The organism is Pseudomonas sp. 1176_21, from assembly GCF_052850635.1.
Genome location: NZ_VXCV01000002.1, coordinates 208,309 through 227,436 on the forward strand (window position 1 = coordinate 208,309; position 19,128 = coordinate 227,436).

22 protein-coding genes and 1 pseudogene are annotated in these 19,128 nt (G+C 65.4%); 14 read left to right on the forward strand and 9 right to left on the reverse strand.

The window, feature by feature from the left end:
• Positions 1–6 precede the first annotated feature (6 nt).
• Both FW760_RS05920 and rpmE read right to left on the reverse strand, forming a co-directional pair.
• Positions 7–804: a thermonuclease family protein gene (locus FW760_RS05920; protein ID WP_256589725.1), complete on the reverse strand. Its 798-nt coding sequence runs from the start codon at positions 802–804 to the stop codon at positions 7–9.
• Between the two features lie 32 nt (positions 805–836).
• The gene (gene rpmE, locus FW760_RS05925) at positions 837–1,052 is read right to left on the reverse strand and encodes a 50S ribosomal protein L31 (RefSeq protein ID WP_043860144.1); all 216 of its coding nucleotides are present in this window, start codon (positions 1,050–1,052) and stop codon (positions 837–839) included.
• A gap of 166 nt (positions 1,053–1,218) precedes the next feature.
• Here rpmE and FW760_RS05930 point away from each other — a divergent pair, with 166 nt between their 5' ends.
• The 3 genes from FW760_RS05930 to FW760_RS05940 all read left to right on the forward strand — a co-directional run bounded on the left by FW760_RS05930 (position 1,219) and on the right by FW760_RS05940 (position 6,046).
• The gene (locus tag FW760_RS05930; RefSeq protein WP_078481693.1) at positions 1,219–3,438 is read left to right on the forward strand and encodes a primosomal protein N'; all 2,220 of its coding nucleotides are present in this window, start codon (positions 1,219–1,221) and stop codon (positions 3,436–3,438) included.
• Between the two features lie 177 nt (positions 3,439–3,615).
• Positions 3,616–5,352 (forward strand): arginine--tRNA ligase, encoded by a 1,737-nt coding sequence (argS, locus tag FW760_RS05935; protein ID WP_043860142.1) that lies wholly within the window; start codon positions 3,616–3,618, stop codon positions 5,350–5,352.
• Between the two features lies 1 nt (position 5,353).
• Positions 5,354–6,046: an SPOR domain-containing protein gene (locus tag FW760_RS05940; protein WP_043860141.1), complete on the forward strand. Its 693-nt coding sequence runs from the start codon at positions 5,354–5,356 to the stop codon at positions 6,044–6,046.
• 40 nt (positions 6,047–6,086) lie between these two features.
• Here the strand turns inward: FW760_RS05940 and FW760_RS05945 are convergent, their stop codons facing one another.
• Positions 6,087–6,509, reverse strand: a complete 423-nt coding sequence (locus FW760_RS05945) for an NINE protein (RefSeq protein ID WP_043860140.1) — start codon at positions 6,507–6,509, stop codon at positions 6,087–6,089.
• A gap of 156 nt (positions 6,510–6,665) precedes the next feature.
• Between FW760_RS05945 and FW760_RS05950 the strand changes: the two genes are divergently transcribed.
• Positions 6,666–7,304: a C40 family peptidase gene (locus FW760_RS05950; protein ID WP_043860139.1), complete on the forward strand. Its 639-nt coding sequence runs from the start codon at positions 6,666–6,668 to the stop codon at positions 7,302–7,304.
• On the opposite strand, the gene FW760_RS05955 is transcribed toward FW760_RS05950, so the two are convergent.
• On the reverse strand, positions 7,301–8,335 hold the full coding sequence (locus FW760_RS05955; protein WP_100634292.1) for a type IV pilus twitching motility protein PilT: 1,035 nt from the start codon (positions 8,333–8,335) through the stop codon (positions 7,301–7,303). The two genes, FW760_RS05950 and FW760_RS05955, sit on opposite strands and share 4 nt — an antisense overlap.
• A 66-nt stretch (positions 8,336–8,401) precedes the next feature.
• Between FW760_RS05955 and FW760_RS05960 the strand changes: the two genes are divergently transcribed.
• From FW760_RS05960 to FW760_RS06000, 9 genes are all read left to right on the forward strand, one after another.
• Positions 8,402–9,088: a YggS family pyridoxal phosphate-dependent enzyme gene (locus FW760_RS05960; RefSeq protein ID WP_426428906.1), complete on the forward strand. Its 687-nt coding sequence runs from the start codon at positions 8,402–8,404 to the stop codon at positions 9,086–9,088.
• Between the two features lie 38 nt (positions 9,089–9,126).
• Positions 9,127–9,945, forward strand: coding sequence for a pyrroline-5-carboxylate reductase (proC, locus tag FW760_RS05965; protein ID WP_043860136.1), 819 nt, complete (start codon positions 9,127–9,129; stop codon positions 9,943–9,945).
• 10 nt (positions 9,946–9,955) lie between these two features.
• Positions 9,956–10,546, forward strand: coding sequence for a YggT family protein (locus FW760_RS05970; protein WP_043860135.1), 591 nt, complete (start codon positions 9,956–9,958; stop codon positions 10,544–10,546).
• Between the two features lie 95 nt (positions 10,547–10,641).
• Entirely contained in the window at positions 10,642–11,781 is a 1,140-nt protein-coding gene (gene metX, locus FW760_RS05975) for a homoserine O-succinyltransferase MetX (RefSeq protein WP_043860134.1), read from the forward strand.
• 7 nt (positions 11,782–11,788) lie between these two features.
• Positions 11,789–12,409: a methionine biosynthesis protein MetW gene (metW, locus tag FW760_RS05980; protein WP_043860133.1), complete on the forward strand. Its 621-nt coding sequence runs from the start codon at positions 11,789–11,791 to the stop codon at positions 12,407–12,409.
• 26 nt (positions 12,410–12,435) lie between these two features.
• Positions 12,436–12,870 (forward strand): DUF4426 domain-containing protein, encoded by a 435-nt coding sequence (locus FW760_RS05985; RefSeq protein WP_043860132.1) that lies wholly within the window; start codon positions 12,436–12,438, stop codon positions 12,868–12,870.
• Complete coding sequence (gene rdgB / locus FW760_RS05990) at positions 12,867–13,463, forward strand: RdgB/HAM1 family non-canonical purine NTP pyrophosphatase (RefSeq protein WP_043860131.1); 597 nt, start codon at positions 12,867–12,869, stop codon at positions 13,461–13,463. Before FW760_RS05985 ends, rdgB begins: the two co-directional genes overlap by 4 nt.
• On the forward strand, positions 13,460–14,674 hold the full coding sequence (gene hemW / locus FW760_RS05995) for a radical SAM family heme chaperone HemW (RefSeq protein WP_446443697.1): 1,215 nt from the start codon (positions 13,460–13,462) through the stop codon (positions 14,672–14,674). Before rdgB ends, hemW begins: the two co-directional genes overlap by 4 nt.
• Before the next feature lie 9 nt (positions 14,675–14,683).
• Positions 14,684–15,007, forward strand: coding sequence for a DUF3392 family protein (locus tag FW760_RS06000; protein ID WP_043860129.1), 324 nt, complete (start codon positions 14,684–14,686; stop codon positions 15,005–15,007).
• A 113-nt stretch (positions 15,008–15,120) separates the two neighbouring features.
• On the opposite strand, the gene trmB is transcribed toward FW760_RS06000, so the two are convergent.
• The 4 genes from trmB to FW760_RS06020 form a co-directional block, all read right to left on the reverse strand.
• Positions 15,121–15,843 (reverse strand): tRNA (guanosine(46)-N7)-methyltransferase TrmB, encoded by a 723-nt coding sequence (trmB, locus tag FW760_RS06005; RefSeq protein WP_043860128.1) that lies wholly within the window; start codon positions 15,841–15,843, stop codon positions 15,121–15,123.
• A 9-nt stretch (positions 15,844–15,852) separates the two neighbouring features.
• Positions 15,853–16,647: a thiazole synthase gene (locus tag FW760_RS06010; protein ID WP_043860127.1), complete on the reverse strand. Its 795-nt coding sequence runs from the start codon at positions 16,645–16,647 to the stop codon at positions 15,853–15,855.
• A gap of 48 nt (positions 16,648–16,695) precedes the next feature.
• A complete protein-coding gene (thiS, locus tag FW760_RS06015; protein ID WP_043860147.1) occupies positions 16,696–16,896 on the reverse strand; it encodes a sulfur carrier protein ThiS in 201 nt (66 codons plus the stop codon).
• 101 nt (positions 16,897–16,997) lie between these two features.
• The gene (locus FW760_RS06020) at positions 16,998–17,369 is read right to left on the reverse strand and encodes a DUF423 domain-containing protein (protein ID WP_043860126.1); all 372 of its coding nucleotides are present in this window, start codon (positions 17,367–17,369) and stop codon (positions 16,998–17,000) included.
• A gap of 34 nt (positions 17,370–17,403) precedes the next feature.
• On the opposite strand from FW760_RS06020, the pseudogene mtgA reads away from it, so the two are divergent.
• Positions 17,404–18,161, forward strand: a pseudogene (mtgA, locus tag FW760_RS06025) (monofunctional biosynthetic peptidoglycan transglycosylase).
• A 95-nt stretch (positions 18,162–18,256) separates the two neighbouring features.
• Here the strand turns inward: mtgA and rpoH are convergent.
• On the reverse strand, positions 18,257–19,111 hold the full coding sequence (gene rpoH, locus FW760_RS06030; protein ID WP_043860124.1) for an RNA polymerase sigma factor RpoH: 855 nt from the start codon (positions 19,109–19,111) through the stop codon (positions 18,257–18,259).
• Positions 19,112–19,128 lie beyond the last annotated feature (17 nt).

Genomic DNA, 19,128 nt, shown 5'->3' on the forward strand with positions numbered 1-19,128 from the left:
TTATCTTTATTGTCTTTCCAGCATCGTCGGGTCGGTGAGTGGCAGCATCCAGCGCGCCTGACCCGGCCTGAGCCCGCCCTTGCGGGAACGATCCAGCACCCAACCGCGGGCTTCGACGCGTCGGCCTTCGAGGCCGTCGGTGAAATCAGGCGCAAAGTTGCGCGACAACCTGGCCGGCACCTGAAGCACCAGCGAATGGCCCAACTCGATCCAGATGGCGCCACCGCTGTGCTCGACCGACTGAACCTGGCCAGCGACCAGCGCAAAACCGGCCTGGCGCAGGTGCCCCGGCGCAATCACCGGCGGCTGGCCCCACAGCCCCGCGCGGGCGCTGCGGGCGGCCTGTTCAGCCTGTTGATGGCAGTCGCGCAGGGCGATGTTGGGCGCTACCGCGATGCGATAACCCAGACCCTCGCCCAGCAGTTGTTCTTCCAGATTGTGACCAGAGCGGTCGAACACATGGGCCAGGGTGCGCTTGTATTTGTCGCGCGGCTCTGTACCCGGCAGCAGCTCGACCCGCCCGCCACTGGCCTTGACCAGGGCCTGCAAACGCTGGCGCGCGGCCACCGCATAGGGCTCGCTGGGCCGCCCCTTGCGCCCGATCTCGGGAGCATTGATGCCGATCAGGCGCACATTGCGCCCATCCTTCAGACGCAAGGTATCGCCGTCGATCACCTGGCGTACCGCAACGCTCTGCACCCCGCCCTGGAGGTCGGCCGGCAGCGTACACAGCGCCTGCGCCGGCAACTGCCAGATCGCGGCCACAAAAAAGGCGCCCACCAGGGACGCCTTCTTCAACAGCATTGCCAAGCCCATGGGGCCAGCTTCGCGCCGTCTTACTTCTTGGCACCGAACATGCCGAAACGGTCGGCGAACTTCTGTACGCGGCCGCCGGTGTCCAGCACTTTCTGCTTACCGGTGTAGAACGGGTGGCACTCGTTGCAGACGTCGGTGGCCAGTGGGGCGCACAGGGTCGAACGGGTCTGGAACACATTGCCGCAGCTGCAGGTGACTGCGACTGCTTCATAATTCGGATGAATTTCTGGTTTCATGGTCACTTCCTCGACTGCGTGCCGCCACCCAACACCATTGTTGAATACCGCACGTAATTAGGCGGCGAATAATACCAGAGCATGCCATCAGCGCAAGTTGTCGCTTGTACCGACTGTCGTCTGCTAGGCTCGGCGGCTACCGAATTGCCCTTCAGAGACCCTGCGCGTGTCCGACGTCATCCTTCGCCTTGCCTTGCCCTCGCCCCTGCGGCGGTTGTTCGACTACAGGGCCCCGGCAAGCATGGCGCACACCGCATTCACCCCCGGCATGCGCCTGCGCGTGCCGTTCGGGCGCCGCGAGATGATCGGCATCCTGGTGGAGGTGTGCGAGCACAGCGAGGTGCCCGCCGACAAACTCAAGCCCGCCATCGCCCTGCTTGACCCGGTATCGCCGATACCGCCAGCCCTGTTCAAGCTGTGCGTGTGGACCGCGCAGTACTATCAGCACAGCCTGGGTGACACCCTGAGCTGGGCGCTGCCGGTGCTGCTGCGCCAGGGCGAGCCGGCCGAAGCGCACCAGGAACGCTTCTGGCAGGTGGCCCCGGGGGCGCGCCACGACGACCCGCGCATCGCCCGCGCACCGCGCCAGCGCGATGCCCTGGCCACCCTCGCGCAGCATCCGCACGGCGTGGCCCACGGCCTGCTGAGCAAGCTCAAATTGAGCAAGGACAGCCTCGACCTGCTGCTGGCCAAGGAGCTGGTGCAGGTGGAGGTACGCCGGCATGCCCCGCCGGCGCGCCACGAACACTGGCTGGCACAGCCCGAACTGCCGCTCAACGATGAACAGAAGGCGGCGTTTCATGCGGTGCAGGCAGGGTTCGGCAGCTTCCATGCCTTTCTGTTGGCCGGGGTCACCGGCAGCGGCAAGACCGAGGTCTACCTGCAACTGATCCGCGAGACCCTGGAGGCCGGCAAGCAGGCGCTGATCCTGATTCCGGAGATCAACCTCGGGCCGCAGACCCTGGCGCGCTTCGAGCAGCGCTTCAATGCGCGCATTGCCCTGCTGCATTCGGCAGTCAACGACCGCGAACGCCTCAAAGCCTGGCTGGCAGCCCGTGATGGCGAGGCCGACATCATCATCGGTACCCGCTCGGCGCTGTTCACGCCCATGAAGAACCCGGGCCTGATCATCATCGACGAGGAGCACGACGGCTCCTACAAGCAGCAGGAAGGCCTGCGCTATCACGCCCGCGACCTGGCCCTGGTGCGCGCGCACCAGGAGCACATCCCGATCCTGCTGGGCTCGGCCACGCCATCGCTGGAAAGCCTGCACAACGCCTACTCCGGCCGTTACGGCCTGCTGCGCATGAACCACCGCGCCGGCGGCGCCAAGGCGCCGCGCTTCCTGCGCCTGGACGTCAAGAGCCGGCCCCTGGACAGCGGCATCAGCGGGCCGATGCAACAGGCCATCGGCCAGACCCTGGCCGCAGGCCAGCAGGTGCTGGTGTTCCTCAACCGTCGCGGCTTTGCCCCCACGCTGCTGTGCCACGACTGCGGCTGGCTGTCGGAATGCCCGCGCTGCGATGCGCGCATGACCGTGCATCAGCGCTCCGGCGAACTGCGCTGCCACCACTGCGGCTATGACGAACGCGTACCGCGCCAGTGCCCGCAGTGCAACCATGTGGACCTGCGCCCGGTAGGTGCAGGCACCGAGCGCGCCGAAGAGCGCCTGAGCATTCTGTTTCCGGATGTACCGGTGCTACGCGTGGACCGCGACAGCACCTCGCGCAAGGACGCGATGAACCAGCTGTTCGCCACAGTGCAGCGCGGCGAGCCGTGCATCCTGGTCGGCACCCAGATGCTGGCCAAGGGGCACCACTTTCCGCGGGTCACCCTGGTGGCGATCCTGGATGCCGATGGCGGGCTGTTCTCCGGGGATTTTCGCGCCAGCGAGCGCATGGCCCAACTGATCGTGCAGGTGGCAGGGCGTGCCGGGCGTGCAGAGGAGCCAGGCAAGGTGATCATCCAGACGCACCTGGCCGACCATCCTCTATTGGTACAGCTTACCGAGCAGGGCTATTTCGCGTTTGCCGAACAGGCCCTGAGCGAGCGCCGCGCCGCCGGCCTGCCGCCCTTCGCGCACCTGGCGCTGCTGCGCGCCGAGGCGCACAAGCCGGGGCAGGCCGAGAGCTTTCTCGACGAGGCCTGCAGCGCCGCCGAGCAGTTGCTGGCAGAGCACGACCTGCACGGCATCGAGCTGCTGGGCCCGGTGCCGGCGCCGATGGAGCGACGGGCGGGACGTTTTCGTGCGCAATTGTTGTTGCAGGCCAATGCAAGGGCATCCTTGCATCGTCTGATGAGCGCCTGGCTGTTAGTGTTGGAGCAGATGCCGAGCGGGCGACAGGTGCGCTGGTCGCTGGATGTGGACCCGGTCGACCTGTACTGACCGCTTCGCCGGCAACGCCGGCTCCTACAGGTTTGATGAGCCCTGGCCCTCTGCAGAGCCTGCATTGTTGGCCAAAGGGCCCTAAAGGTTGGCAACCTCGCCCCGGCAACGGATAATACCCAGTTTTTCCACCTGCGCATCCAGGCGCCGCCGCGCTTGCGGTCGAAAGAGAAGCCCATGAAAGACACCATTCGCCAGCTGATCCAGCAAGCCCTCACCCAACTCGTCAACGACGGTGTGCTGCCTGACGGGCTGACGCCGGCGATCCAGGTGGAAAACGCCCGGGACAAGACCCACGGCGATTTCGCCAGCAACATCGCGATGATGCTGGCCAAGCCCGCCGGCCTCAAGCCGCGCGACCTGGCCGAGAAACTCATCGCCGCCCTGCCCGCCGACCCGCAGGTCAGCAAGGTGGAGATCGCAGGCCCGGGCTTCCTCAACTTCTTCCAGAACACCCAGGCCCTGGCCTCGCGCCTGGATGCCGCACTGGCCGACGCCAGGCTCGGCGTGCACAAGGCCGGCGCCACGCAGAAGGTCGTGATCGACATGTCGGCGCCCAACCTGGCCAAGGAAATGCACGTCGGCCACCTGCGCTCGACCATCATCGGCGACGCCGTGGCCCGTGTGCTGGAGTTTCTCGGTGACGATGTGGTACGCCAGAACCACGTGGGCGACTGGGGCACCCAGTTCGGCATGCTGATGGCGTACCTGGAAGAGAACCCGATCACCAGCGAAGAGCTGTCGGACCTGGAGAACTTCTACCGCGCCGCCAAGAAGCGGTTCGACGAGTCCAGCGAGTTCGCCGACCGCGCCCGTGGCCTGGTGGTCAAGCTGCAGGCCGGCGACCCCGAGTGCCTGAAGCTGTGGACCCGCTTCAAGGACATCTCGCTGTCGCACTGCCAGAAGACCTACGAGCTGCTCAACGTCAAGCTGACCATGGCCGACGTGATGGGCGAAAGCGCCTACAACGACGACCTGGCCAATGTGGTCGAAGACCTCAAGGCCAAGGGCATGCTGGTGGAAAGCAACGGCGCCCAGTGCGTGTTCCTCGACGAGTTCAAGAACGCCGAGGGCGAGCCGCTGCCGGTGATCATCGTCAAGGCCGACGGCGGCTACCTGTACGCCACCACCGACCTGGCCGCCGTGCGCTACCGCAGCGGCGTGCTCAAGGCCGACCGCGCCCTGTACTTCGTCGACCAGCGCCAGGCCCTGCACTTCCAGCAGGTGTTCGCGGTGGCCCGCAAGGCCGGCTTCGTGACCCACCCGATGGACATGGAGCACATGGGCTTCGGCACCATGAACGGCGCCGACGGCCGCCCGTTCAAGACCCGCGACGGCGGCACCGTGAAGCTGATCGACCTGCTCAACGAAGCCAAGGAGCGTGCCTACGCCCTGGTCAAGGAGAAAAACCCGCAGCTGCCTGAAGAAGAACTGCGCGCCATCGCCAAGGTGGTGGGCATCGGCGCGGTCAAGTACGCCGACCTGTCCAAGCACCGTACCAGCGACTACAGCTTCAACTTCGAGCTGATGCTCAACTTCGAAGGCAACACCGCGCCGTACCTGCTGTACGCCTACACCCGCGTGGCCGGCGTGTTCCGCAAGCTGGGCAAGGGCTTCGACCAGGTCGAAGGCGAGATCCGCTTGCAGGCACCGCAGGAACAGGACCTGGCCGCGCGCCTGGCGCAGTTCGGCGAAATCCTGAACAACGTCGCCGAAAAAGGTACCCCGCACGTACTGTGCAGCTACCTCTACGACGTGGCCGGCCTGTTCTCCAGCTTCTACGAGAACTGCCCGATCCTCGCCGCAGAAACACCCGAACAGCAGCAGAGCCGCCTGCGCCTGGCCGCCCTGACCGGTCGCACCCTCAAGCAGGGCCTGGAACTGCTTGGCCTGGAAACCCTGGAGCGCATGTAAGTTGGCTGCCAAGAAAAAACCTGCTCCCAAGCGCGGCGCCAGCCGCTATCAGGCCCCGGCCAAGCAACCGATACCGGGCTGGATGTGGCTGGCCATCGGCCTCACGGTCGGTGCGTTCATCGTGTTCCTGATGAAACTCGAGCCCAGCCGCGACGAGGTCAAGCGCACCAAGCCTGAAGCCCAGCAGAAGGCCGAGAAGATCGCCGAGGCGAACAAGACCGCGCCGAGCCCGCAGCAGCCGGTCAAGCCCAAGTACGACTTCTACACACTGCTGCCCGAGTCGGAAGTGATCGTGCCGCCCGAAGCCGTGCCGGAGAAAACCCCGCCGGTACCGGCGCAGCCACCGGTGACCCCGGCCGAGGCGGCCAAGATCGACACCGCCCGCGCCCAGGCCGCGCTGCTGGGGCAGACCCCGCCACCGGCACCGCCGGTGATCAAGCCGGCCGCTACCACGCAGTTCTACCTGCAGGCGGGCTCGTTCCGCAAAGAGGCCGATGCCGACAAGGTGCGTGCGCAGATCATCCTGCTCGGCCAGGCGGTGAAGGTAGAGTCCGGTACGGTGAAGGAAGAGACCTGGTACCGCGTGCTGGTCGGCCCGTTCAGCAATCGCGAACAGCTGACCGTGGCGCAGAAGCAACTGGCCGGCAGCGGCTTCAACAACCTGCTGCTGCAACAGCGCCAGATACGCCAGTAACCCCGATGTTCGGCGGCCCGCAGCAGCGGGCCGCCTGCTTTCAGGCCCGCGCCTGCACGTTCTTGAGCGATACCTGGGTGTTCAGCGTCCAGAAGTCGTACAGCACCCCCAGCAGAAACAGCCCGCCGGTAAAGGCATAGATCACGCCGCTGATCCACTTGCCCTGGTACATGCGGTGCACGCCGAATATCCCCAGGAAGGTCAGCAGGATCCAGGCCAGGCTGTAGTCCAGCGGGCCGGCGTGAAAGCGCAGGTCGGCCTCGCTGTCCATCTTCGGGATCAGGAACAGGTCGATCAGCCAGCCGATACCGAGCAGGCCCAGGGTGCAGAACCAGATGGTGCCGGTCACCGGCCTGCCGTAGTAGAAACGGTGCGACCCGGTAAAACCGAAGATCCACAGCAAGTAGCCGAGGACCTTGCTGTGGGTGTCCTGGGGCTGCGCCTGTTGCTGATAACTGTTCATTCATAGCCTCCACGGTTTAGAGAGAAATTTTCTAAGAAAAAATGTGACTTTTACGTGCTCAGCCGACGTATGGCGCCTCTGCAATCGACCAACGGACCAGAATTCGATCAAAAAGCTGTTATAAAGTTGCGCGCTTAACCAACAAGAGCCCTGCCCATGCGACCTTTTTTCAAGACATGGCTGACTGTTTGCCTTTTATTGCCACTGGCCGCCCACGCCACCAACCGTGAGCAACGTCTTCCCAACGGCTTCAACGTGCACACCACCAGCACTGCAGCCGTACGCTCGACCAAGGGCGCCCACGCCAAGGTCACCTCGTCCGCCGCCTCTTCCAAGGTCGCCAAGACCACCCGCCAGGTCGCCTCGATGCCGGCCAAGCAGAGCAGCGATGTGCTCAGCCGCGCGGTGAACGTGCTGGGCACTCCGTACCGCTGGGGCGGCAGCAGCCCGAGCAAGGGCTTCGACTGCAGCGGGCTGGTCAAGTACGCCTTCAACGACATCGACGAGGTCGACCTGCCGCGTACCTCCAACGCCATGGCCAGCGGCCACGGCGTGAAAGTCGACCGCAAGGATCTCAAGCCCGGCGACCTGCTGTTCTTCAACATCAAGAGTCGCCGCGTCAACCACGTGGCCATCTACCTGGGCAACGACCGCTTCATCCACGCGCCACGGCGCGGCAAGCGGGTCAGCATCGATACCCTGAACAAGCCCTACTGGCAGAGCCACTACGTGGTCGCCAAGCGCGTACTGCCCAAGGAGCAGCCGCAAACCCAGCTGCGCCTGGCCAAACGCTAGACCTGATCGGGCGAACGCGCGTTCGCCCTGGCCGTTTCCAGGCTGACGATTCCCCGCCTCACCAGGCCCTGCAGGCTGCTGTCCAGGGTCTGCATGCCCAACGCCGCGCCGGTCTGCATGGCCGAATACAGCTGCGCCACCTTCCCCTCGCGAATCAGGTTGCGCACCGCCGGCGTGGCCAGCAGGACCTCGTGCGCGGCCACTCGTCCGCCTTGCACCCTGGGCACCAGCACCTGGGCCACCACCGCCTGCAAGGCGTCGGCGAGCATCGTGCGCACCAGGGCCTTCTCCTGCGCGGCAAACACGTCCACCAGCCGGTCAATGGCCTTGGCCGCCGAGGCGGTGTGCAGGGTCGCCAGCACCAGGTGGCCGGTTTCGGCGGCGGTCAGGGCCAGGCGGATCGTCTCCAGGTCGCGCAGCTCGCCAAGCATGATCACGTCCGGGTCCTGGCGCAGCGCAGCCCGCAGCGCCTGGGCGAACCCCTGGCTGTGACGCCCCATCTCACGCTGGCTGAGCTGGCTGCGCAGCGGGCTGTGGATAAATTCGAGCGGGTCTTCCAGGGTCAGGATATGCACGGCGCGCTCGCGGTTGAGGTGATCGACCAGCGCCGCCAGGGTGGACGACTTGCCTGAGCCGGTGGGGCCGGTCACCAGCACCAGCCCGGCCGGCGACTCGGCAATGCGACGAAACACCTCCGGCAGCTGCAGGCTCGCCAGCGTCGGCACCTGGTCGGGTATCAGGCGCAGTACCGCCGCCGGCCCGCGCACCTGCACGAAGGCGTTGACCCGAAAGCGCCCCAGCCCGGGCACGGCCACGGCAAAGTCCAGGTCCTGCAGCCTGGCGAAGTCCTCCTGCTGCTGTGGGCTCATGAGCTGCGCCAGCAGGGCATGCAGGTTGTCGCTGCTCAACGCCGCCGGCCCCAGCGGCTGCATCTGCCCGTCACGGCGGATCATCGGCGCACTGCCGGCCGCCAGGTGCAGATCGGAGGCGCCTTCCCTGAGCGCCAGGGCCATCAGCCCGGTCATGTCCATAACACTCCCCAAACATCGCCAAGCAGGTAGAATGCCGCAGACCCGAACAGCCGCTGGCGTTGATCCATGTCCACCATAGCAGACAACCTTTCCACGCTTGCCGACCGCATCCGCAGCGCTGCACAGGCCGCCGGGCGTGACCCCGGGCAGGTCCGCCTGCTGGCCGTGAGCAAGACCAAGCCGGCTGCCGCGATACGCGAAGTGTATGCGGCCGGCGTGCGCGACGTGGGCGAAAACTACTTGCAGGAAGCCCTGGCCAAGCAGCTCGAATTGACCGACCTGCCCTTGACCTGGCACTTCATCGGCCCCATTCAATCGAACAAGACGCGAGCAATCGCCGAGCACTTCGACTGGGTACATTCGGTGGACCGACTGAAAATCGCACAACGCCTCAGCGAACAACGCCCTGCCGGGCTGCCCGCACTGAATGTGTGCGTGCAGGTCAACGTCAGCGGCGAGGCCAGCAAATCGGGCTGCAACCCCGACGAGCTGCCGGCGCTGGCCCAGGCCATCGCGGCGCTGCCGCACCTGAAGCTGCGCGGCCTGATGGCGATTCCCGAACCCACCGACGACCCGGCCGCCCAGGCGGCCGCATTCGCCCGTGTACGCCAATTGCAGGACAGCCTGAACCTGGGCCTGGACACCCTGTCGATGGGCATGAGCCACGACCTGGAAGCAGCGATTGCCCAGGGCGCGACCTGGGTGCGCATCGGCACCGCCCTGTTCGGTGCCCGCGACTACGACCAGGCCTGACCCATGCATCGTTCACCTTCTTCAACCAAGGACCTGACATGAGCAAGACTCGAATTGCCTTCATCGGCGCCGGCAACATGGCCGCCAGCCTGATCGGCGGCTTGCGCGCCCAGGGTGTGGACGCCGCGCAGATCCGCGCCAGCGACCCGGGTGCCGAGACGCGCGCCAGGGTGCACGCCGAACACGGCATCCAGCTGTTCGAAGACAACGCCCAGGCCGTCGATGGCGCCGACGTGGTGCTGATCGCGGTCAAGCCGCAAGCCATGAAGGCGGTGTGCCAGGCGCTCAAGCCAAGCCTCAAGCCCAACCAGCTGGTGGTGTCGATTGCCGCCGGCATCACCTGCGCCAGCCTGCGCAACTGGCTGGGCGAGCAACCGCTGGTACGCTGCATGCCCAACACCCCGGCGCTGCTGCGCCAGGGCGTCAGCGGTCTGTACGCCACCGAGCAGGTATCGGCCGAACAACGCGCCGAAGCCGAGCAACTGCTCTCGGCAGTGGGCGTGGCCCTGTGGGTCGACAGCGAACAGCAACTGGATGCAGTGACCGCGGTCTCCGGTAGCGGCCCGGCGTATTTCTTCCTGCTGATCGAGGCGATGACCGCAGCCGGCGAAAAACTCGGCCTGCCCCGCGACGTCGCCTCCCGGCTGACCCTGCAAACCGCCCTGGGCGCGGCGCACATGGCCGTGGCCAGCGATGTCGAGGCCAGCGAACTGCGCCGGCGCGTCACCTCCCCCAATGGCACCACCGAGGCGGCGATCAAGTCGTTCCAGGCCAACGGGTTCGAGGCGCTGGTAGAAAAAGCACTGGGCGCCGCGGCGCACCGCTCGGCCGAAATGGCCGAACAACTGGGCAACTAAGGAGCTCTGCATGAATGCACTTTCGGGCGCCGCGATCTTCGTGGTGCAAACACTGGTCAGCCTGTACCTGGTCATCGTGCTGCTGCGCTTCGTGCTGCAGCTGGTAAAGGCCAACTTCTACAACCCGCTCAGCCAGTTCGCGGTGCGCGCCACCCAGCCGCTGCTCAAGCCGATCCGGCGCATCATCCCCAGCGTGTTCGGGCTGGACACCTCGTCGCTGATCCTGTCGATCGTGATCCAGGCGCTGCTGATGGCGTTCGTGCTGATGGTCACCTACGGCACCTTCGGCGACATCCCGCACCTGCTGATGTGGGCCGTCATCGGCGTCACCTCGCTGTTCCTGAAGATCTTCTGGGTCGCGATGATCGTGATGGTGATCGTGTCGTGGATCGCCCCCGGCAGCCACAACCCCGCCGCCGAGCTGGCCTACCAGATCAGCGAGCCGGTGCTGGCACCGTTTCGCAAGCTGGTGCCCAACCTCGGAGGCCTGGATATTTCGCCGATCTTCGCCTTCCTGGCGATCCAGGTGATCCAGTCGTTCGTGATGCCGCCGCTGGCCGCCTACGCCGGAATGCCGCAGGAACTGTTCCGCATGATCTGACCCGCACCACCCCCGGCCGCAAGCCGCGCCATGTTGCTTGCCGCTGGGGGTGGCGGTCTTTAGACTTACGCCTCATTCAAGCGTGAGCAGGGTCGATGTCCACTGTCTTTCCCGAAGATTCGGTCGGTCTGGTAGTACCGCAACTGGCGCGATTCGATGAGCCCCTGGCCCTGGCCTGCGGTCGCTCGCTGGCCAGCTACGAGCTGGTCTTTGAAACCTACGGTACCCTCAACAGCGCGGCCAGCAATGCCGTGCTGATCTGCCATGCCCTGTCCGGGCATCACCATGCCGCCGGCTACCACAGCCCCGACGACCGCAAGCCGGGCTGGTGGGACAGCTGCATCGGGCCGGGCAAGCCGATCGATACCAACCGCTTCTTCGTGGTCAGCCTGAACAATCTCGGCGGCTGCAACGGCAGCACCGGCCCCAGCAGCGTCAACCCGGCCACCGGCCAGCCCTACGGCGCCGACTTCCCGGTACTCACCGTGGAAGACTGGGTGCACAGCCAGGCGCGCCTGGCCGATCGCCTGGGCATCGGCCAGTGGGCCGCCGTGGTGGGCGGCAGCCTGGGCGGCATGCAGGCGCTGCAATGGACCATCACCTACCCCGACCGCGTGCGCCACTGCCTGGACATCGCCTCGGCACCCAAGCTGTCGGCGCAGAACATCGCCTTCAACGAAGTGGCGCGCCAGGCCATCCTCACCGACCCCGAGTTCCACGGCGGCTCGTTCCAGGCCGAAGGCGTGATCCCCAAGCGCGGGCTGATGCTGGCGCGCATGGTCGGGCACATCACCTACCTGTCGGATGACTCGATGGGCGAGAAATTCGGCCGCGAGCTCAAGAGCGACAAGCTCAACTACGACTTTCACAGCGTCGAGTTCCAGGTCGAAAGCTACCTGCGCTACCAGGGCGAGGAGTTCTCCGGGCGTTTCGATGCCAACACCTACCTGCTGATGACCAAGGCGCTGGACTACTTCGACCCCGCCGCCAGCCACGGCGGCGACCTGGCCGCGACCCTGGCCCACGTCACCGCCGACTACTGCGTGATGTCGTTCACCACCGACTGGCGTTTCTCGCCGGCGCGCTCGCGGGAGATCGTCGATGCGCTGATCGCCGCGCGCAAGAACGTGTGCTACCTGGATATCGACTCGCCGTATGGCCACGATGCCTTCCTGATCCCGACCCCGCGCTACATCACGGGATTCACGAACTACATGAACCGCATCGTCTGCTGAGGACCCCATGAGAGCCGACCTGGAAATCATCCAAGACTGGATCCCCGCCGGCAGCCGGGTACTCGACCTCGGTTGCGGTACTGGCGAGCTGCTCGCCTCGCTGCGTGACACCAAGCAGGTGGCTGGCTACGGCCTGGAAATCGACCCCGACAACATCGCCCAGTGCGTGGCCAAGGGCGTCAACGTCATCGAGCAGGACCTGGACAAGGGCCTGGGCAACTTCGCCAGCAACAGCTTCGACGTGGTGGTCATGACCCAGGCCCTGCAGGCCGTGGAGTACCCCGACCGGATCCTCGACGAAATGCTGCGCGTGGGCCGCCAGTGCATCATCACCTTCCCCAACTTCGGCCACTGGCGCTGCCGCTGGTACCTGGCGACCAAGGGTCGCATGCCAGTGTCGGACTTCATGCCGTATACCTGGTACAACACGCCGAACATCCACTTCTGCACCTTCGAGGATTTCGAGGCGCTGTGCAGCGAACGTCGCGCCCAGGTGCTCGACCGCCTGGCGGTCGACCATATGCACCGGCATGGGTGGGCGAGCAAGCTATGGCCTAATCTTCTAGGGGAGATCGGCATTTACCGTGTCAGCAGCCCGGGCCTGCAGGAACACAAGGTCGCGGTTTGAACAACCCACACTGGAGGAGACAGATCATGGGTCGCTTGTTGAGCTTTTTACTGGTTGCCTGCCTGAGCACGACGGCGCTTGCTGCCGATGCGATCAAGGGCGAGCGCAAGGAAGTCTTCGGTGACACCACGGTGCACTACAGCACCTTCATCTCCACCTTCCTGCAGCCGGACATCGCCAAGGCGGCGCAACTGGTGCGCAGCAAGAACCAGGGCGTGATCAACGTGTCGGTGATCAAGGCCGGCAAGCCGCAGGTGACCCAGGTCAGCGGCAGCGTCAAGGACCTGAGCAGCCGCACGGTGCCGCTCAGCTTCAAGCAGATCACCGAACAGGGCGCGATCTACTACATCGCCCAGTTCCCGGTGGAGCAGCAGGAAACCCGCACCTTCACGATCAATGTTGCAATTGGTGGCAAGACCGAGACCATCAGTTTCAACCAAGAGCTCTTCCCAGGCGAATGATGAACATCCAGCAACTCGTATTGGCCAGCCACAACGCCGGCAAGCTCAAGGAACTGCAGGCCATGCTCGGTGACACCGTGCAACTGCGTTCGATTGGCGAATTCAGCAGCGTCGAGCCGGAGGAAACCGGCCTGTCGTTCGTCGAGAACGCCATCCTCAAGGCGCGCAATGCCGCACGTATCTCCGGGCTGCCGGCCCTGGCCGACGACTCGGGCCTGGCGGTGGACTTTCTCGGTGGTGCGCCGGGCATTTACTCGGCGCGCTACGCCGATGGCCAGGGCGACGCGGCGAACAACGCCAAGTTGCTCGAGGTACTCAAGGACGTGCCGGACGCCGAGCGCGGCGCGCAGTTCGTGTGCGTGCTGGCGCTGGTACGCCATGCCGACGACCCGCTGCCGATCCTGTGCGAGGGCCTGTGGCATGGGCGCATCCTGCACCAGGCCAGCGGTGCCCACGGCTTTGGCTACGACCCGCTGTTCTGGGTACCGGAGCGCGACTGCTCCAGCGCCGAGCTGAGCCCCGCCGACAAGAACCAGATCAGCCACCGCGCCCGCGCCATGAGCCTGCTGCGTCAGCGCCTGGGCCTGCAATGACCGACCGCACGCCGGCACAGCCACTGCATCTGGGCGAGGCTGGCTTCAGCTCCAACGCACCACGGGCGGCACTCGCGCATCTGCCGCCGCTGTCGCTGTACATCCATATCCCGTGGTGCGTGCGCAAATGCCCGTACTGCGACTTCAACTCCCATGCCGCCACCCCGCAGCTGCCGGAAGAGGCCTACGTCGACGCCCTGCTCGCCGACCTCGACCAGGAGCTGGGCGCGGTGTACGGGCGACCGATCAGCTCGATCTTCTTTGGCGGCGGTACCCCGAGCCTGTTCAGTGCCCGTGCGCTGGGCCGCCTGCTGGCGGGCGTGGAGCAACGCATCCCGTTCGCCGCCGACATCGAGATCACCCTGGAGGCCAACCCCGGGACCTTCGAGCAGGAGAAGTTCAAGGCCTACCGGCAACTGGGCATCAATCGCCTGTCGATCGGCGTGCAGAGCTTCCAGCAGGCCAAGCTCCAGGCGCTGGGGCGCATCCACAACGGTGACGAGGCGGTTCGTGCGGCCGGCATGGCGCGTGCGGCGGGGTTCGACAACTTCAACCTGGACCTGATGCACGGCCTGCCCGAACAGTCGCTGGACGATGCGCTGGGCGACCTGCGCCAGGCCATCGCGCTCAACCCTGCCCACCTGTCGTGGTACCAGTTGACCCTGGAGCCGAACACGGTGTTCTGGAACCAGCCGCCGCTGCTGCCCGAGGACGACATCCTGTGGGATATCCAGGAGGCCGGGCAGGCGCTGATGGCCGAGCACGGCTACCGCCAGTACGAAGTGTCGGCCTACGCCCAGCCCGGGCGCCCGGCGCGGCACAACCTCAACTACTGGAGCTTTGGCGACTTCATCGGCATCGGCGCCGGTGCCCACGGCAAGCTCAGCCACCCGGACGGGCGCATCGTGCGCACCTGGAAGACCCGGCTGCCCAAGGACTACCTGAACCCGGCCAAGGCGTTCAAGGCGGGCGACAAGCTGCTGGCGGTGGACGAACTGCCGTTCGAGTTCCTGATGAACGCCCTGCGCCTGACCGAGGGCGTGGAGGCCGCGCTGTTCGCGCAGCGTACCGGCCTGCCGCTGGAACAACTGGCGGCTGCGCGCCGTGAAGCCGAACAAAAGGGCCTTTTGCAGGTCGAACCGACGCGGCTGGTGGCGACACCGCGGGGCCAGCTGTTTCTCAACGACCTGCTGCAGTATTTCTTGACCTAAGGATAGCGAATGGACCTGGTACTCGACCTGCTCTCGACCGTCTCCCGCTGGAGCCGCAGTAACCTGTCGGAGATCTCTCTGGCGCTTGTAGGCTGTTTGCTGGTGTTGTTCGGCACCGACATCAAGGGCTGGGTCGAACAGCGCCTGGGCGGGCTGGCAGGTGCGTTGCGCGTGCCGTTCATGGCCCTGCTGGTGCTGATCGGCAGTGGTGCGGCGTTGATCTATGCCACGCCGTGGGTGGTACGCGGGCTGAGCCAGTTCAACAACTATGCACTGGCGCCGGTGCTGCTGGTGGTGCTGGTGTTGCTTGGCGTGGTCGCAGACCGCCGCTAGAAGCATCGCGGGTCAAGCCCGCTCCCACAGGTACTACGCTGATTTCGAGGTCAGCGCTGTACCTGTGGGAGCGGGCTTGACCCGCGATTCGAGCGCGCAGCGCTCGCCGGCAATCAGGCCAGTTTTTCGAACTTCAGATCCCACACCCCATGCCCCAGGCGCTCGCCACGGCGTTCGAACTTGGTGATCGGACGCTCGGCAGGGCGAGGTACGCACTTGCCGTCTTCGGCCAGGTTCCTGTACCCCGGCGCGACATTCATCACTTCCAGCATGTACTCGGCGTACGGTTCCCAGTCGGTCGCCATGTGGAACACGCCGCCCACTTTCAGCTTGCTGCGCACCAGCTCGGCAAATTCCGGCTGCACGATGCGACGCTTGTGGTGACGGCTCTTGTGCCACGGGTCCGGGAAGAACAGCATCAGGCGGTCCAGGCTGTTGTCGGCCACGCACTTGTTCAGCACTTCGATGGCATCGCAGTCATACACCCGCAGGTTCTGCAGGCCCTGGGTCAGCACGCCATTGAGCAGCGCGCCCACGCCCGGGCGGTGCACTTCGACACCGATGAAGTCCTGCTCGGGCGCGGCGGCAGCCATCTCCAGCAGGGAATGGCCCATGCCGAAGCCGATCTCCAGGGTGCGCGGCGCCGAACGGCCGAACACCTGGTCGTAATCCACCGGGCTGTCGGCCAGTGGCAGCACGAACAGCGGCGCGCCCTGGTCCAGGCCGCGCTGCTGGCCTTCGGTCATGCGCCCGGCACGCATCACGAAACTCTTGATGCGGCGGTGTTGGCGTTCTTCGCCTTCGGCGGTGATCGGCGATTCTTGCGATTCAGTCATCAGGGGCTCTTACTTGATCAGACCATCCAGCGGCGACGAGGCGCTGGCATAGAGTTTTTTCGGCATGCGGCCGGCCAGGTAGGCCAGGCGGCCCGCCACGATGGCGTGCTTCATGGCTTCGGCCATCATCACCGGTTGTTCGGCATGGGCGATGGCGGAGTTCATCAGCACTGCCTCGCAGCCCATTTCCATGGCAATGGTGGCGTCCGACGCGGTACCCACACCGGCATCGACCAGCACCGGCACTTTCGATTCCTCGAGAATGATGCGCAGGTTGTACGGGTTGCAGATGCCCAGGCCCGTACCGATCAGGCCTGCCAGCGGCATGACCGCGATGCAGCCGATTTCGGCCAGCTGACGCGCGATGATCGGGTCGTCGCTGGTGTAGACCATCACGTCGAAACCGTCCTTGACCAGCACTTCGGCGGCCTTGATGGTTTCGATCACGTTGGGGAACAGCGTCTTCTGGTCGGCCAGCACTTCGAGCTTGACCAGGTTGTGCCCGTCGAGCAGTTCGCGGGCCAGGCGGCAGGTGCGCACGGCCTCGACCGCGTCGTAGCAGCCGGCAGTGTTCGGCAGGATGGTGTAGCGGTCCGGTGGCAGCACGTCGAGCAGGTTCGGCTCGCCCGGGTTCTGGCCCAGGTTGGTGCGGCGCACGGCGACGGTGACGATCTCGGCACCCGAGGCCTCGATGGCCAGGCGGGTTTCTTCCATGTCGCGGTACTTGCCGGTACCGACCAGCAGGCGCGACTGGAAGGTACGACCGGCCAGCGTGAAGGGCTTGTCGCTACGAACATTGCTCATCGGTAATCCTCTTGAAGGTTGAGGGACTTGCAGGTGAAGCGCGTGGGCCTAGCCGCCGCCGATGGCGTGAACCACCTCGACCTGGTCGCCTTCGCGCAGGGCGGTGGCGTCGTGCTGGCTGCGCGGCACGATGTCCAGGTTCAGCTCCACCGCCACCCGGCGACCTGCGAGGTCGAGCCGGGTTAGCAGGGCCGCGACGCTTTCGCCGTCGGGCAATTCGAAAGGTTCACCGTTCAGTTGAATGCGCATGCGCACGGCCGCCATTGTTTTTAGGGGCCCGCATTCTAGCCCCTATCCGGGGCTGAACCCAAGGCCAAGCGGCGCCATTCGTCTCGATCCGGACCCGCGGGTCAACCCAGGCGCCAGGCCGCCAGGCCCAGGCACAGCCAGCCGCCGAGGAAGGCCAGGCCGCCAAAAGGGGTGATGATGCCGAGCTTGCCGATGCCACTCAGGGTCAACAGGTACAGGCTACCGGAAAACAGCACGATGCCCAGGCAGAACAGACCACCGGCCCAGGCCGTGAGTCGCCCGGGCAGGTGCGCCCAGAGCACTGCCACGCCCAGCAGGGCCAGGGCGTGCACCAGCTGGTAGGTGACGCCGGTATGGAAGATCGCCAGGTACTCCTGGCTCAGGCGGCCCTTGAGGCCATGGGCGGCGAAGGCACCGAGGGCCACGCCGGTAAAGCCGAAAAAGGCGGCGAGCAACAGAAAGCTGCGAAGCATGCGCAAGACTCCTTGGGGGCACAGGGTCTGTATAATGGCCCGCTCATTCGGTTCGGCCAAGCCATCTCTATGCTTTCATCCCTGATCCGCCGCCTCACCCGCGCCCTGCTCTGGTTCGCCGTTGCCAGCGTGTTGCTGGTGCTGCTGTTTCGCTGGGTACCGCCGCCGGGCACCATGCTGATGGTCGAGCGCAAGGTGGAATCGTGGGTCGACGGCCAGCCCATCGACCTGCAACGCGACTGGCGCCCATGGGGCGAGATTTCCGATGAACTGAAGGTGGCGGTGATTGCCGGCGAGGACCAGAAGTTCGCCGGGCACTGGGGTTTCGACTTCAATGCCATCCAGGCCGCACTGGCACACAACGAGCGTGGCGGCACGCTTCGCGGCGCCAGCACACTGAGTCAGCAGGTGGCCAAGAACCAGTTCCTGTGGGCCGGCCGCAGTTGGCTGCGCAAAGGGCTGGAGGCATGGTTTACCGCACTGATCGAGCTGCTGTGGTCCAAGGAGCGCATTCTGGAGGTGTACCTCAACAGCGCCGAGTGGGATGACGGCGTGTTCGGCGCCCAGGCAGCGGCGCGCCATCACTTCGGTACCGATGCGAGCAAGCTGACGCGCCAGCAGGCCAGCCTTCTGGCGGCGGTGCTGCCCAGCCCGCGCAACTGGAGCGCAAGCCGGCCCAGCAGCTATGTGGCGCGACGGGCGGCGTGGATCCGTCAGCAGATGAGCCAGCTGGGCGGCAGCGGCTACCTGGTGCAACTGGATGAGCCGCGCAAGGCGCCCTGGGCCAACTGAAACAAAGAGGGCCCCTTCACCGGCAAGGCCGGCTCCTACAGGGATTGTTGTAGGAGCCGGCCTTGCCGGTGAAGGGGCCCTCAGGGTCCCGCAGATCAGGCAGCGATCAGGGCTTTGACCTTGTTCATCGCATTCTTCTCCAGCTGCCGGATACGCTCGGCCGACACGCTGTACTTGGCCGCCAGGTCATGCAGCGTGGCCTTCTCTTCGGCCAGCCAGCGCTGGTACAGGATGTCGCGGCTACGGTCGTCCAGGCCTTGCAGCGCCTCGTGCAGGTTGTTCGAGGAGCTGTCGCTCCAGTCCGCATCCTCCAGCTGACGTGCCGGGTCGTAACGGTGGTCTTCGAGGTAGTTGGCCGGCGACTGGAACGCGCTGTCGTCGTCCGCCTCGCTGGCCGGGTCGAAGGCCATGTCCTGACCGGTCAGGCGGCTTTCCATCTCGCGCACTTCACGCGGCTCCACACCCAGGCTTTCGGCCACACGATGCACTTCATCGTTGTTCAGCCAGGCCAGACGCTTCTTCTGGCTGCGCAGGTTGAAGAACAGCTTGCGCTGCGCCTTGGTGGTCGCGACCTTGACGATGCGCCAGTTGCGCAGGATGAATTCGTGAATTTCGGCCTTGATCCAGTGCACGGCAAAGGACACCAGGCGCACACCCATCTCGGGGTTGAAACGCTTGACCGCTTTCATCAGGCCAACGTTGCCTTCCTGAATCAGGTCGGCCTGGGCCAGCCCGTAGCCCGAATAGCTACGCGCGATATGTACGACAAAACGCAGGTGGGCGAGCACCATCTGCCGAGCCGCCCCCAGATCCTGCTCATAGTAGAGACTCTCGGCCAGTTCACGCTCCTGCTCGGGCGTCAGCAATGGAATGCTGTTGACCGTGTGCACATAGGCCTCCAGGTTCGCACCCGGGACCAAGGCATAGGCAGGTTGCAACGAAGTGGTCATACGAAAAAACCTCCGAC